A 13726-nucleotide genomic window follows, 5' to 3' on the forward strand; every position below is an offset into this window, starting at 1 on the left:
CTGCCGGGTAGGGTGTGCTGTCGCGTGGGACAGACCGCGCGAACCGCTCGTGCGGGACGAACACGACTGACGGGACGAACGCATCATGATGGGTGGCCACCACGCCGCCTGCGGCGCGGCCGCATGGGTGGCGGTCACCTCGACCGCCCCGTACACGCTCGGGATCTACCCCGTCTCGGACGTGGGCGTCATCACCGGCGCGATCGTGTGCGCCGGTGCTGCCCTGCTGCCCGACGCGGACCACCACTCCGGGACCATCGCGCACTCGCTGCCGCCCGTGTCCGAGGGCGTCGCGAACGTCGTCGAGACCATCTCGGGCGGCCACCGCCGCGGCACGCACTCGATCCTCGGGATCGCGGTCTTCACGGGCCTCGCCTGGCTCGCGGGGCTCGTGACGATCGAGTCGGACACGTTCGGGACCGTCGCGATCGGCGCGGGGTTCGTGGCGATCCTGCTCGTGGCGTTCGCGCTCAAGGCGCTCAAGCTCACGCGCGGGGGCAGGCTCGGTCCATGGATCGGGTCGGTCACGATCGCGGTCCTCATCGCGCTGCTCGCCCCCGAGGAGTGGAACTGGCTCCCGGTCGCGGTCGGGCTCGGCGTCACGGTCCACATCATCGGCGACGTCATGACCACGGGCGGGTGCCCGCTGCTGTGGCCCATCACGTTCAAGGCCCCTCGCTGGGTGCGGCGCACCAACGTGCTCAACGACATCTGGCGTCCGGGCGGGAACTTCGCGCTCCCGGTCCTCGGGAACGCCGGGTCGGTGCGCGAGTGGCTCCTGCTGATCCCCGTCAGCGCGTACGCCGTGGTCGGCGTCGTGTGGTCCCTGCTGACCCAGATGGGATTCGACACGAGCGGCACGTACACGCTGCTCGTGCAGTCGTTCGGCGGCTGAGCGGAAATACCGTTGCCTGCCCTCGCCACCGGGTGCGAGGGTAGGCACGTCCGCCGGAGAAGTTCCGGCGCGAGCGCGAGGCCTCCGGGCCGCGAGAAGGAGGAGGTGACGTGATGACCGTCGTCGTCGTTCCCCACGCCTCCACCTTCCCGAGGAGCCCCGGCCTCTGACGCCCGGCTCCTCACCTCACCCGAGGAGCCCCACCGTGCACGAGCACACCGACCTTCCCGCACTCCCCCGATTCGCCGGCGCGTTCGGAGCCGAGGCGTTCGCCGCCTTCCACGACGAGTTCGACGACGCCTCACGCGGCCGCCCCTTCCCGGGCGACGCGGCCCAGGACGACGCGCCCGACCTCGACCCGGACCTCGACCCCGACCAGCGCTGGTCCACGTGGTCGAGCGTCGAGAAGGGCATGCGCGGCCCCGACCCCCGCCCCGAGTGGGTCGTGACCGCCGACGCCGCGATCGACACCGAGCTCGGCGTCCTCAAGACGGGCAAGGAGGCCGACGTCTTCCTGCTCGAACGGGCCGTGCCCGACGAGCCGGGCCAGTTCTCGCTGCTCGCGGCCAAGCGGTACCGCAGCTCCGAGCACCGCGCCTTCCACCGCGACTCCGCGTACGTCGAAGGACGCCAGGTCCGGCGATCGCGCGACCGTCGCGCGATCGAGCGCAAGTCCTCGTACGGACGCGAGGCCGCGGCCGCCCAGTGGGCCAACGCCGAGTTCGCGGCGCTGTCGATGCTGTGGTCCGCCGGGGCCCCCGTCCCGTACCCGGTCCAGATCGACGGGACCGAGATCCTCATGGAGTTCGTCGGGGAGCACGCGAGCACGGGCCAGGCCGACGGTTCGCCCGCGAGCCGGGTCGCGGCCCCGCGTCTGGCGCGCGTCCGACCCGACGCCGGCACGCTCGAGGCCTACTGGGACCAGCTCCGCGGCGCGATGGGAACCCTGGCGGCCCACGGGTACGCGCACGGCGACCTCTCGCCGTACAACGTCCTGGCCCAGGGCGAGCGGATCGTCATCATCGACCTGCCGCAGGTGCTCGACCTCGTCGCGAACCCGCACGGCACCGACCTCCTGATGCGCGACTGCCGGACCATGTGCGCGTGGTTCCGCTCGCGCGGGCTCGACGTCGACGAGGGCGAGCTGTTCGCCGAGCTCATCGCGCAGGCGTGGTGAGGTCTCCAGGACGCAGGGGCGGGTGACCGGGCGCCGACCGTCCGCGAGAATGACCGGATGACCCAGAACGTCCGTGTCGCACTCGTCGGGCTCGACTCCTCGCACGCCGACCACTACGTGCGCCTGCTGAACGTCGAGCGGCGCTTCCCGGGGGTCCGGGTGACCGTCCTCGCGGACGGCTCGCCCGGGCGCGTCGCGGACCTCGCCGCGGCGAGCACGGCGGCGGGCGCACGGGTGCGGTCCGGTCGGCCCGACGACGTCACATCGGTCGATGCCGTGATCGTCGCCCACCGCGCGGGCCGGCTCCACCGCACGGCGGCCCTGCCCTTCGTCCGGGCAGGGCTGCCCGTGCTGGTCGACAAGCCGTTCACCGCCTCGGTCGCGGACGCCGAGGAGCTCGTGGCCGCGGCACGCGCGAGCGGGGCGGTGCTGTTCTCGTGCTCGGCCCTGCGCTTCATGCCCGGCGTCGCGCGGCTGCGCGCCGAGGCGGCCGGGCTCGGGGAGGTCACGGACCTGACGGTCACCGGCCCCGCCGACCCCGGGTCGGCGCACGACGGCTTGTTCTTCCTGGGCATCCACCTCGTCGAGACGGCCCGCGCCCTGCTGGGCGGCGACGCCGGCCTCGCGTGGGGGGAACCCGCCGTCGGGCGGGACGAGGACGGCGTGACCGCGACCGTGAGGGCGACCGCGGACGGGCGCGACGTCGTCGTGCGCCTGCGGTTCGTGGACCCGGCCCTGCACCCCGCGCAACCGTTCCACACGGTGGTGACCACGACGGGCGGGTCCGTCGAGGGCGAGCTGGAGGTCGGGCCGGACTACCTCGAGCCGGTCCTCGCGCACTTCCTGGCGCAGGTCACCGGGACGGCAGCGTCCGAGGCGGCGGACGGGCTCGTCGGGCCTGTCGCGCTGCTCGCCGCGATCACCGCGGGACTCGAGGGGCCTGCCCATCTCGTGCCGGGCGAGCCCGCCGCGCCTACCGTGAGGGGATGACGACCCCCACCAGCGACGCGACCGCCTACGACCACGACGACGTCCAGACCTTCCTCAACTCGTACGGCGTGGCGCTCGCGGCCGGCGACCTCGACACGATCGCCGAGACGTACGCGTTCCCTGCGCTGGTCGTGACCGACGAGGCCTCGGTCCTCATCAGCGACGCCGAGACCGTGCGCGAGTCCTTCCGCGGCGCGGCAGAGAGCTACCGCGAGCGCGGGCTCGTCGGCGCGGTCGCGCAGATCCGGTCCCTGGGGACCACGAGTGCCGGCCTCGTGTGGGTCGACGTGCGCTGGAGCTACCGCGACGAGTGGGCGGGCGAGGCCGACACCGAGAGCTTTCGCTACCTGCTGCGGCGCGGCCGGGACACGTTCCAGATCTGCGTCGTCGTGCCCGTGGACCCGTTGGCGTGAGGGCTGCGTCGTGCGGTGAGGCGCGGAAGGACGGGGCCGGGCCGGGAGGGGTGCTGACGAGCGAGGTCGGCTGAGCGGGAACGGTGTGCGCTGAGCGGGAGCCGATCCCGCTCGGCGCACACCCCTCGTCGGCGATCCCGCTACGGACGGACGGAGAAGCCCGAGAGGTCCGGGACCACCCACCGTCCGTCGGCGCGTCCGAGCTCGACGACCGCCGGGACCGTCCGTTCGTCCATCGGGAAGGCACCGAGGATCCGCGGGACCGCGCCGGCTCCGTCGGCCGGTACCCACGCGACCTCGATGCCCTCGTCCGCGAGGGAGCCCTCGTCGATCACGGCCAGGACCAGCGGGATCGAGGCGTCGGAGTACGGGCCGTGCAGCACCGACGGCAGGCCGGACAGGGTCGTCGCGTGCACGAATCCCGCGACCTCGTACAACGTGTTGCGCGTGGCGACGTTGTACTCGCCGAAGCGCTCGCAGGCCTCCCAGTCGTCACTGAAGGCGACGTGCAGCACTCTGTGTCCAACCACCGGCGTTCTCCTTGCGTGCGATAAATGAAACGTGACCGTATCATTAACGCATGACGACGACGGACGACGGATCGACGAGACCTCCCGCGACGCGCGGCCCTGGGCGCCCACGCAAGGGCGAGCAGGCAGCCCGCCGCGCCGAGCTGCTCGACGTCGCGACGCGGCTCTTCGGCGCTCGCGGGTTCGACGCCACGACGATCGAGGCCGTCGCGAAGGAGGCCGGCGTGACCAAGCGGACGATCTACCAGCAGTTCACGGACAAGGCCGGGCTCTTCGTCGCAGCGGTCGAGAGCCTGCACGCGCACGAGCGCGAGGCCCAGCCCGGCGGCGAGGACCTGGAGGCGCTCGCGACCCGGATCGTCCACACGCTGCACAGCGACCAGGCCGTCACGCTGCACCGGCTCGTCATCGCCGAGGCACCCCAGTTCCCCGACCTCGCCGCGACGTTCTACGCCCGGGGGCCGGCCGGCTCGATCGAGGCGCTCGCCGCGGCGCTGGCCGGACCGCTCGGCGACGGCTCGGCCAGCAGGGTCGCTCGGTCCCGGGCAGAGGCCCTGTACACGCTCCTCCTCGGCGAACCCCACCGGCGACGGCTGCTCGGACTCCAGGGAGCCCCGACGCTCGCGCAGGCACGCGAGCACGCCCAGAGAGCGATCCAGGTGGTGAGGGGTCCTGAACCCCCTGCGCCCTGACCTCCCGCCCCGGCCCGCGACGTGCACCGAGCCCGTCGCGGATCGCGACGCGTCTCGATCCCCGGACTCTGCGAGGCCCGGAGGTCGACACGGGGCCTGTCGGCGATAGGGTCGACCGGCACCCCACTGGCGACCACTCCGCACGGAGCGAGGCCCGCCGGAGCTTCCCCCACCGAGAGCGAGATGCAGGACACCCATGACCCGCCGACGACTCCTCTGGCTGGCTGCCATGAGCCCCTTCGTGCTCGCCTCGGGCGGCGCGGCCGTCTACGCCCTCGTCGTGCTGCTCACGCAGGGCCCGGACGCCGAGGTCTGGGTACCGAGCCGGGGCGACGCGTCCGCTGCCTCGTGGATCGCCCTGATCATCTACTCCGTCCTCACTGCACTCACCGCGAGCATGGTGTGGTCGCTGTCGGCGGGTGCGGACCGCGCACCGGACGACGCGGCGGACCCACGGGACGGCTGACGCGCCGGGACGCCTGTGTCCGGGACGTCCCCGCAACGGCGTGCCGGTCCCGGCTCGCTCTCGACCACCCCGTCGAGCCGGCTCCCCGGGCCCGGCGGAGGGGCCCGCCGGCCGGGCGTGTCTGGGGGCTAGGCTCGACGCCATGATCCTGCGCGCCTACGACGAGTCCGACGCGGAAGCGACGCTCCGCGTGTTCCTGCGCGCGGTGCGTGTCACGGCGAGCAAGGACTACTCGCCCGAGCAGATCGCGGCCTGGGGCTCGGACGACATCTCGCTCGACGTCTGGGCGGTCAAGCGCCTGCAGACCGACACGGTCGTCGCGGTCGAGGGCGACGAGGTCCTCGGGTTCAGCGACGTCGACGACCGCGGGTACGTCGACATGATGTTCGTCGACCCCACGGTGACCCGCCGCGGCGTCGCCTCGGCGCTGCTCGACCACGTGACGCGCATGGCCCGCGAGCACGGCGCCGTCGAGCTCACGACGTACGCGAGCCTCACGGCCCGCCCCTTCTTCGAGAAGCACGGGTTCGTCGTGGTCGAGGAGCGCCAACCCGTGCTCCGCGGGGTCTCACTGACGAACTTCCGCATGCGCAAGCCGCTCGCCTGACGGTCACGGCCTGCGGTTGGCTGCCGAGCACGAGGTTGTGGTCGTTCTGGCGCCCGGAGCGACCACAACCTCGTGCTCGGCCTCGCGGGGTCGCTCGAGATGCGGCCAACGGGGCCCCTTCCGGCGGGATGACCCCCGTTGGTCGCATCTCGGCTGGCCCCGCCGCACGACCCGGGCAGATCTACGGCTGCAGTACCAGGCCTGCACGGTCGAGCCTGGCCAGCTGCTCCGCGTCCAGCCGGAGTGCCGCCGCAGCCAGGCACTCGTCGAGCTGCGCGACCCTGCTGACCCCCACCACGGGGACCACCCGCTGTTCGCGCTCGAGCATCCAGGCCAGCACCACCTGCCCAGCCGATACCCCGTGCTCGTCCGCCACCTGGTCCAACGCGTACAACCGCGCCTCGGAGCCAGCCCCGCTGTAGGCGGCCGGCATGCGATCCCGTCGGGAATAGGCACCAGACAGCAGGGGCGAGTATCCCACTGCTGTGCACCCAGGCCGGTCGGCGAGATACCTCAGCAGCTCGGCGTCGGCGACCTGCTGCACCCCGAAATCTGTGCGAGGGGCCGGCTGCAGGTAGGTGAAGCGTTGCTGGACCGCTGAATAGCCCGGCACCTCGAGCTCCTCGGCGACCTGGTGTGCTGCGCTCAACGTCTCCAGGTCGTGATTGCTGCAGCCCAGTGCACCGACCCGGCCTTCCGCCACCAGCTCAGCCAACGCGGCGACCGTCTCCTCAAGCGGGGTGGCGGGATCCATCACGTGCGCGTACAGGAAGTCGACCCGCTCCATACCGAGCCTGCGCAGGCTGCCCTCGACCGCGGCTCTGACCGCCGGGCGCGACAGCCCCTCCATGTCAGCAGGAAACCCGCCTGGTCGCGCAGGATCGCTGCGGGCACCGATCTTGGTGGCCACCACCATCTCGTCACGAGCCCCGGGTCGAGCGCTGAACCACTCGGCCAGGAGCACCTCGCTCTCGTCGCCCGTGGCCCCCTCCTCCCACTGGACGTAGTTGTTCGCCGTGTCCAGGTGCCGACCACCGGCCTCCCTGAACCGGTCAAGCACCGCGTACGACGTCGCACGGTCCACTCGTGAGCCGAAAGGCAGTGTCCCGAGGACGAACGGGACAGGGCTGTTCAGGGCTAGCAAGGCGTCACTTCCTCAGGAAGGCTTTGTCAGCGGGCGGCGTGCCGCCGACACTACTGGACAGAGAACACGCCGGTCGCTCAAGCCACCCCTGCACTGCCAGGCCCTTCCCGCGGCCGTCAGGCCTCCAGCCCCAGCAACGAACATCGTGGCCGACACAGGAATTCCGGAGGCTACTGGAAGTCCCGCGACCGGGACGCGACCTGCAACGACAGCGGCGCGAGGTGCTCCGCGAGGAGGTTCGTGGCGCCGTCTGCCCGTTCGAGGCGCCCCCGCACCACGAGCGCGGGCGACGACCGCGCGACCCGCCGGAACCGCTGCCACAGGCCGGGCGTGCAGATGACGTTGAGCAGACCCGTCTCGTCCTCGATCGACAGGAACGTCACGCCGCCCGCCGTCCCGGGGCGCTGACGGTGGGTCACGACTCCCCCGACCGCGACCCGCCGACCGGCCTCGTGGTCGACCGCCTCCGCGACCGTGATGACCCCGGCCCGGCGCAGCCCGGGGCGCACGTACTGGGTCGGGTACGAGTCGGTCGAGACGCCCGTGGCCCACACGTCCGCGACCGCGGTCTCGATCTCGCTCATGCCCGGCAGCGTGGGCGCCTCGACCCCGACCGACACGCCCGGCAGCGTGTCCGGGCCCTCCTGGGCGAGCGCTCCCGCGGCCCAGAGCGCCTCGCGCCGGGCCACGCCCAGGGGTTCGAGCGCGCCGCCCGTCGCGAGCGCCTCGAGCTGGGCCGTGGTCAGGTCGACGCGTCGCACCAGGTCTCGCAGGTCCGTGAACGGTCCGTCCGCACGCGCCGCGACGATCGCCTCCGCGACCGGGTCCCCCACCCCGCGCACGCTCCCCAGCCCCATGCGCACCGCGAGGGACAGGTCGGGGTGCGGGGCGCCGTCGGGCGGGGCGGGAGAGCGCAGGGCGAGGGGACCACGTCGGGGCGCGGCGCCGTCGGGCCGCACGTCCCTGCCCGACGGCGTCCCCTCCTTCTCCGCCCGGCTCGCCGGCACGCGAGGCAGCCGCTCGACCCCCGCCTTGACGCCCGACGCGTTGACGTCCGGGCGCAGCGCCGCGACCCCGTGACGGCGCGCGTCCGCGACGAGCGACTGCGGCGAGTAGAACCCCATGGGCTGCGCCGCGAGCAGGCCCGCGTAGAACGCGGCCGGGTGGTGCACCTTGAGCCACGCGCTCGCGTACACGAGGTACGCGAACGAGTAGGCGTGCGACTCGGGGAACCCGAAGTCCGCGAACGCCTTGAGCTTGTCGAAGATCTGCTCGGCGACGTCCGGGGCGACCCCGTTCTTCGCCATGCCCGCCAGGAGCCGCCCGTGCAGCGCCTCCATGCGCTCGACCGACCGCTTGGACCCCATCGCGCGGCGCAGCTGGTCGGCCTCGGCCGCGCTGAAGCTCGCGACGTCGATCGCCATCTGCATGAGCTGCTCCTGGAACAGGGGCACGCCCAGCGTCTTGGCGAGCGACTTCTCGAGCAACGGGTGCAGGTACGTGACCTCCTCCCGTCCGCGCGCCCGGTTGATGTACGGGTGCACCGAGCCGCCCTGGATGGGGCCGGGGCGGATGAGCGCGACCTCGATCACGATGTCGTAGAACGTGCGCGGCTGCAGGCGCGGCAGCGTCGCCATCTGGGCTCGCGACTCGACCTGGAACACCCCGACCGTGTCCGCCGCGCACAGCAGGTCGTAGACCGCGGGGTCCTCGTCGGGCAGCGAGTGCAGCTCGAGGTCCAGGCCCTCGTGCTCGGCGATCAGCTCGAACGCTACCCGGATCGCCGTGAGCATCCCCAGGCCCAGGAGGTCGAACTTCACGAGCCCCGCGTCCGCGCAGTCCTCCTTGTCCCACTGCAGGACCGTGCGCCCCTCCATGCGCGCCCACTCGACCGGGCACACCTCGATCACGGGGCGGTCGCACATGACCATGCCGCCCGAGTGGATGCCGAGGTGCCGGGGCAGGCGCAGCATGCGCTCGGCGAGGCTCAGCACCGGGGCCGGGATCTCGCCGTCCTCGGCGGCCGACGGCGGGCGGTGGGCGGGCACGACGTCGTGCGGGTCGTCGGAGCGCAGCGTGGGGTCGTCCCGCCGGTCCGCGTCGTCGTGAGCCAGCGGGTCGACGACGCGACCCGACAGGTCCGGGGTCCAGTCGGGGTGACCCGCGTGCGGGCGGTCCGGACGCTGCTGTGACGGGCCCTGCCGGCCCTGCTTGCCCTGCCGGGGTTCGCCGGTCCCCCAGACCTCGGCCGTGCGGGCGTCCTTGGCCGCGGTGCGGGTCACGACGACGGGCGGGCCGCCGGGCGTCGAGGCTGCCCCGGCGGGGGCCTTGGTCGAGGCCCCCGCCGGGGCCGCCCCGTGCGCACCGCGCCGGGCGATGGCCCGCTCCCGGGCCGCCCGGTCCGCGGCGGGGCTCGACGGGTCCGGCCCCCGCAGCGACCCCCACCGCTCGATCGACTTGCTCCACGCGTCCTGCTGCCCGACGTCGTGCCCGAGGGCCCGCGCGGCGTCCCGCACCGCGGACTTCGGTCGGTAGGAGATGACGTTCGCGACCTGCGCCGCGTGCGTGCGCCCGAACCGCTCGTACACGTACTGGATGACCTCCTCGCGGCGCACCGACTCGATGTCGACGTCGATGTCCGGCGGCCCGTCGCGCTCGGGCGCGAGGAAGCGCTCGAACAGCAGACCGTGCTTCACGGCGTCCACGGCCGTGATGCCGAGCGCGTAGCAGACGGCCGAGTTCGCGGCCGAGCCGCGCCCCTGGGCGAGGATGCCGCGCGCGCGGCAGAACTCCACGAGGTCGTAGACGATGAGGAAGTACCCGGGGAACCCGAGCTGCTCGATGATCCCGAGCTCGTGGTCGATCTGGTGCCAGGCACCGGGCTCGTGCTCGGCGTCGCGCGGGCCGTAGCGGTCGGTGGCGCCCCTCTCCACGAGCACGCGCAGCCACGACCTCTCGTCATGCCCGTCCGGGACCGGGTACGGCGGCAGCTCGGGGGCCACGAGGCGCAGGTCGAACTGGCACTCGGCGCCCATCTCCGCGGCCGTGGCCACGGCCTGCGGGTGGCGGCGGTGCCGGTCGAGCATCTCGGCTGCCGAGCGCAGGTGCGAGGTGGGGGCTCCCGGCAGCCAGCCGTCCATGTCGTCGAGCGACGACCGGGCGCGCACGGCCGCGAGCGCCCCCGCGAGGGGTGCGTCGCGGGGACGTGCGTAGTGGACGTTGCCGGTCGCGACGAGCGGCAGGCGGGCGTCCGCGGCCAGCCCGGCGAGCGCGTCGCACAGGTCGCTGTCGCGAGGGTCGCCCGAGTCGGTGATCTCCACGGCCACGTTGTCCGGGCCGAAGACCTGGACGAGCCGGTCGAGCTCACGGCGAGCGGCCTGCGGCCCCTCGGTGAGCAGCGCCGAGCGCACCGCGCCCTTGCGGCAGCCCGTGAGGACCAGCCACTGGCCGCCCGACTGCTCCCCGAGCTGGTCGAGCCGGTAGTCGGCCGCGCCCTTGCGACCCGTCGCGAGGTGCGCGGTCGCGATCGCGCTCGACAGGTTGCGGTACCCGTCCGGGCCGCGGGCCAGGACGAGCAGGTGGGACGCCCGCGGGTCCGGCACGCCCGTGGGCGCGTCCAGGACGGGGGCCGCGCCGGGGGTCGGCGCGACGGGCAGGTGCAGCTCGGCACCGAACACGGTCGGCAAGGACACCGCGCGCGCCGCGGTCGCGAAGCGGACCACGCCGTACAGGCCGTCGTGGTCCGTCACGGCGAGCGCCGACAGGCCCAGGTGCGCCGCCTCGGCCGCGAGCTCCTCGGGGTGGCTCGCGCCGTCGAGGAAGCTGAACGCCGAGTGCGCGTGCAGCTCGGCGTAGCGGGGCGCCCCGCCCGCACGGGCACCCGAGCCGGTGGGCCTAGTCATAGACCGCCTCCACGGTCCAGCGCCCCTGGGCGCTCGCGAGCAGCACGCCCCGGCCGTCGTCGAGCAGCACCTGCAGGTACGCCCGCCGGCGCGGCGCCTGGCTCCACCACCGTTCGGCGAGCGGCCACGGCCCGGCCCAGCCGAGCACGCGGGCCGAGCGCGGACGTCCCGACTCCCACCGCACGGTCGCGGGCGGTGCGCTCATCGCGAGGCGCACGTCCACGCGGACGGGCGCTCCGCCGTCGTCCAGGACGCTGACGTCCTCCGGGACGTCCAGCACGAGGGCCGGCGCGGGCTCGGGCAGGCGCCCCGGCCACGGCAGGTCCGCGCGCCGCGGCGCAGGGGCCGCGTCGCCCCACGGGGCGAGGTGCACCTGGTCGTGGACGTCGCGCCCGCCCTGCGTGACGACGCTCAGCACACCGTCCCCGCCCAGGAGGCCCTGGACACGGCCCAGCGCGCGCTGGGCGCGCGCGTCCTCGCCGCTCGACGCGCCCCACAGGCGCGGCTGCTCGACCCCCGCGGCCACGACCTCCTCCGCCGTGATCGCGAGCCGCACGAGCGGCGAGGGCCGGTCCTCGGGCAGGTCCGGCGGGTCGTCGTACGCCACGTCGCCGTCCGGCCCGGTCTCCCGAGCCCCCCGCCGCGGACCTCGTCGCTGCTGCTCCTGGCGCTGCCGCTGCCCCAGTGCGACGCGCGACGCCGTGAGCCACCCCTCGAGCTGCCAGCGCACGCGGTCGGTGATCCGGGCCGCGGTGAGCCCGCCCATGGCCCCGTCGTCGCAGCGCCAGGTCCGTTCGAGCTCGCGCCCGTCCTCGGTACGGGCCGTGATGCGCAGCCGACCGCACGACGACGACCGCTCGACGAGCTGGGCGTGCAGGTCCTCGGCGAGGCGCCGGGCCGCGAAGGTCGCGACGTCGACGCGCTCGGCGGGCGGGTCGAGCTCGCACTCGACGGCCACGTCCGCCTCGACGCGGCGCCTCGCGGGCGGGCGCAGGTCCTCGCCCTGGGCCAGGCGCTGGGCCCACGCACCCAGGTCGCCGAAGCGGGACAGCACGCTCGCGGCGGGCAGGGCCGCGAGGTCCGCGAAGGTCCGCAGCCCGAGCCGTCCCAGGAGGTCGACGAGCTGCGCGACGGGCTGGGCGTCACCCACGACGACGTGCGCGAGCTCGCCCAGCGGGCGCGGGGCGAGGTAGGCGCGCGAGGTCCCGGCGGGCACGACCGACGAGGCCCGCGCCGCGAGCACGGCCGCGAGGATCCCGTCGGCGACACCGACCTGGCTCTCGTGACCCGTGTCCCGCGCGACCCGCTCGACGAGCACCTGGGCGAGGCGCTCCTCGGTGCCGTGGTAGCGCGCGGGGCCACCCGAGGGCAGGAGCAGCAGTCCCGGGCGCGCGACCTCGATGCCCGCGACCACGGTCTCGGCCGCGAGCGCGACGGGCTCGAACTCGCGCGCGTCGCGGCCGTCGTCGGCGTCGAGCAGCTCGATCTCGGGGCAGCACTCCTGCGCCCGACGGCGTCGCATCCCCCGGCGCACGCCCTGCGCCCGGGCGGTGGCCGAGACCGCGAGGACCCGACGGCCGTCGTGCGTGGCCGCCGGCACGTGCGCGGGGACCTGGGCCGACCCCATGGCCGCGACGACCGGCCAGTCCGGCACCCACAGGACCGCGGTGCGGGTGGCCGTGGCCTCGGTGCTCATCCGACGAGCCGGAGGCCGGGCGGGGTCTTCTCGACCTGCCGCGGGTTCTTCACGGCGTGCGCGCGCAGCGGCAGCTCGACCTGGCGCTCGATGCTGCGGGCCGCCCCGGCCCGCCCGCTGCGCTCGACCGTCAGCCGGCGCCGGCGCAGGTACCCGGCGCCCTGGTCCATGCCCGACCACGTCCCCGCGCGGACAGTGAGGACCACGTGCGCACCGGCCCAGGGCTGTGCCGCGACGAGCAGGTTGCCGCGCTCGCGGGCACGCGAGGTCAGGCGACGGCGGTCGGCGTCGGTCAGTGCGGCCTGCGGCCCGACCACGACGACGTCGATCCCGTCGAGCAGGGCCGCGACGGCGGCCGCGGCGTCCGGTCCTGGGGACGGGACGAGCGCGACGCGGCCGAGGTCGATCCCGGCCTCGGCCGCCGCGAGGACGCCGAGGCGGGGGAAGCCGACCATCGCGGTCCAGGCCCCCGTGCGCGAGGCCTCGGACAGCAGCGCGAGCAGGAGCGAGGTGGAGCCGTCGACCACCACGGCGGTACCGCGCTGGAGCCCGCCGAAGGGCAGCAGGCCGGACAGCTCCTCCGGGACCGGCAGGAGCTTCTCCTCCCCCGTGGCCCCCGGCGCCCGCCGGGCAGAGAGCTCGGCGCGGCGCAGCACCGACCGGGCGAGCAGGGCCCGCTCGGCGTGCGTGGAACCTGCGGGGCGTGCGGGCGCGAGGGGATCGGGGACCTCGGTCGCCGCGCGCGCAGCGGTGACCGCGGAGCTGCCCAGGACCTCCAGGAGGGCGTCGTCGACCAGGGTCATGACACCTCCTGCACGCTCGAAAGACATTCGAACAGGTGTTCGAACACTTCCAGTACACGCCCTCGCCGAGGGGGTGTCAACTCGCCCGGGCCGCTCCGCACAGGGGGTCAAGTGGTGGTTGATAGTTCGACGAGTGCGCAACTATCGACCGGACATCCGGGCATTCCGGAAGCCTCACTCGCCACTTCACCCTTGGTCGGGAATCGGCGCCGTTCCAACGATTCCAGCCCTTCGCGCGCGGCACGGACGAGGCCAGACCCTCAAGCCGCGCTCGAGAGAACGACGACCGACGTCACTCGGCGCGCGGAAGGGCCCGGATCGCGAGCATCGCATAGACCCCGACCGCGACGAGGCCGGCGAGGACCCCCAGGACCGTGAGCACGGTCCTGGGGGTCCTCGCCGGCCTCGTCG

General features: G+C 74.2%; 12 protein-coding genes. 7 read left to right on the forward strand and 5 right to left on the reverse strand.

The features are described from left to right. Window positions 1-85: 85 nt before the first annotated feature. The 4 genes from OERS_RS07405 (at window position 86) to OERS_RS07420 (ending at window position 3475) form a co-directional block, all read left to right on the forward strand. A complete protein-coding gene (locus OERS_RS07405) occupies window positions 86-895 on the forward strand; it encodes a metal-dependent hydrolase (protein WP_056646980.1) in 810 nt (269 codons plus the stop codon). A gap of 205 nt (window positions 896-1100) precedes the next feature. Beyond that, on the forward strand, window positions 1101-2072 hold the full coding sequence (locus OERS_RS07410; RefSeq protein ID WP_248948439.1) for a serine protein kinase RIO: 972 nt from the start codon (window positions 1101-1103) through the stop codon (window positions 2070-2072). A gap of 57 nt (window positions 2073-2129) precedes the next feature. Next, a complete protein-coding gene (locus tag OERS_RS07415; protein ID WP_068625296.1) occupies window positions 2130-3062 on the forward strand; it encodes a Gfo/Idh/MocA family protein in 933 nt (310 codons plus the stop codon). Then, entirely contained in the window at window positions 3059-3475 is a 417-nt protein-coding gene (locus tag OERS_RS07420; RefSeq protein WP_068625297.1) for a hypothetical protein, read from the forward strand. The genes OERS_RS07415 and OERS_RS07420 overlap by 4 nt, the downstream gene beginning before the upstream one ends. A 140-nt stretch (window positions 3476-3615) precedes the next feature. On the opposite strand, the gene OERS_RS07425 is transcribed toward OERS_RS07420, so the two are convergent. Then, window positions 3616-4005, reverse strand: coding sequence for a DUF952 domain-containing protein (locus tag OERS_RS07425; protein ID WP_068625298.1), 390 nt, complete (start codon window positions 4003-4005; stop codon window positions 3616-3618). 50 nt (window positions 4006-4055) lie between these two features. Between OERS_RS07425 and OERS_RS07430 the strand changes: the two genes are divergently transcribed. From OERS_RS07430 to OERS_RS07440, 3 genes are all read left to right on the forward strand, one after another. Next, on the forward strand, window positions 4056-4697 hold the full coding sequence (locus tag OERS_RS07430) for a TetR/AcrR family transcriptional regulator (RefSeq protein ID WP_068625299.1): 642 nt from the start codon (window positions 4056-4058) through the stop codon (window positions 4695-4697). A gap of 229 nt (window positions 4698-4926) precedes the next feature. Beyond that, the gene (locus OERS_RS07435) at window positions 4927-5163 is read left to right on the forward strand and encodes a hypothetical protein (RefSeq protein WP_068625314.1); all 237 of its coding nucleotides are present in this window, start codon (window positions 4927-4929) and stop codon (window positions 5161-5163) included. Between the two features lie 142 nt (window positions 5164-5305). Next, complete coding sequence (locus OERS_RS07440) at window positions 5306-5770, forward strand: GNAT family N-acetyltransferase (RefSeq protein WP_068625300.1); 465 nt, start codon at window positions 5306-5308, stop codon at window positions 5768-5770. A gap of 181 nt (window positions 5771-5951) precedes the next feature. Here OERS_RS07440 and OERS_RS07445 read toward each other — a convergent pair whose 3' ends face one another. The 4 genes from OERS_RS07445 to OERS_RS07460 form a co-directional block, all read right to left on the reverse strand. Beyond that, complete coding sequence (locus tag OERS_RS07445) at window positions 5952-6914, reverse strand: aldo/keto reductase (RefSeq protein WP_068625301.1); 963 nt, start codon at window positions 6912-6914, stop codon at window positions 5952-5954. A gap of 170 nt (window positions 6915-7084) precedes the next feature. Continuing rightward, window positions 7085-10816 carry an error-prone DNA polymerase gene (locus OERS_RS07450; protein WP_068625302.1) on the reverse strand — a complete coding sequence of 1244 codons (3732 nt, stop codon included), beginning with the start codon at window positions 10814-10816 and terminating at the stop codon, window positions 7085-7087. Beyond that, window positions 10809-12512 carry a DNA polymerase Y family protein gene (locus tag OERS_RS07455; RefSeq protein ID WP_068625303.1) on the reverse strand — a complete coding sequence of 568 codons (1704 nt, stop codon included), beginning with the start codon at window positions 12510-12512 and terminating at the stop codon, window positions 10809-10811. The genes OERS_RS07450 and OERS_RS07455 overlap by 8 nt, the downstream gene beginning before the upstream one ends. Further along, the gene (locus OERS_RS07460; protein WP_056764928.1) at window positions 12509-13315 is read right to left on the reverse strand and encodes a hypothetical protein; all 807 of its coding nucleotides are present in this window, start codon (window positions 13313-13315) and stop codon (window positions 12509-12511) included. Before OERS_RS07460 ends, OERS_RS07455 begins: the two co-directional genes overlap by 4 nt. Between the last annotated feature and the right edge of the window lie 411 nt (window positions 13316-13726).

This window comes from Oerskovia enterophila (genome assembly GCF_001692445.1).
Classification (GTDB): domain Bacteria; phylum Actinomycetota; class Actinomycetes; order Actinomycetales; family Cellulomonadaceae; genus Oerskovia; species Oerskovia enterophila.

Excerpts from the sequence above, each read along its gene's own strand:
- OERS_RS07405 (WP_056646980.1), top strand. The coding sequence starts at position 86 with ATGATGGGTGGCCACCACGCCGCCTGCGGCGCGGCCGCATGGGTGGCG.
- OERS_RS07415 (WP_068625296.1), top strand. The coding sequence starts at position 2,130 with ATGACCCAGAACGTCCGTGTCGCACTCGTCGGGCTCGACTCCTCGCAC.
- OERS_RS07420 (WP_068625297.1), top strand. The coding sequence starts at position 3,059 with ATGACGACCCCCACCAGCGACGCGACCGCCTACGACCACGACGACGTC.
- OERS_RS07430 (WP_068625299.1), top strand. The coding sequence starts at position 4,056 with ATGACGACGACGGACGACGGATCGACGAGACCTCCCGCGACGCGCGGC.
- OERS_RS07435 (WP_068625314.1), top strand. The coding sequence starts at position 4,927 with ATGAGCCCCTTCGTGCTCGCCTCGGGCGGCGCGGCCGTCTACGCCCTC.
- OERS_RS07440 (WP_068625300.1), top strand. The coding sequence starts at position 5,306 with ATGATCCTGCGCGCCTACGACGAGTCCGACGCGGAAGCGACGCTCCGC.
- OERS_RS07450 (WP_068625302.1), bottom strand. The coding sequence starts at position 10,816 with ATGACTAGGCCCACCGGCTCGGGTGCCCGTGCGGGCGGGGCGCCCCGC.
- OERS_RS07455 (WP_068625303.1), bottom strand. The coding sequence starts at position 12,512 with ATGAGCACCGAGGCCACGGCCACCCGCACCGCGGTCCTGTGGGTGCCG.
- OERS_RS07460 (WP_056764928.1), bottom strand. The coding sequence starts at position 13,315 with ATGACCCTGGTCGACGACGCCCTCCTGGAGGTCCTGGGCAGCTCCGCG.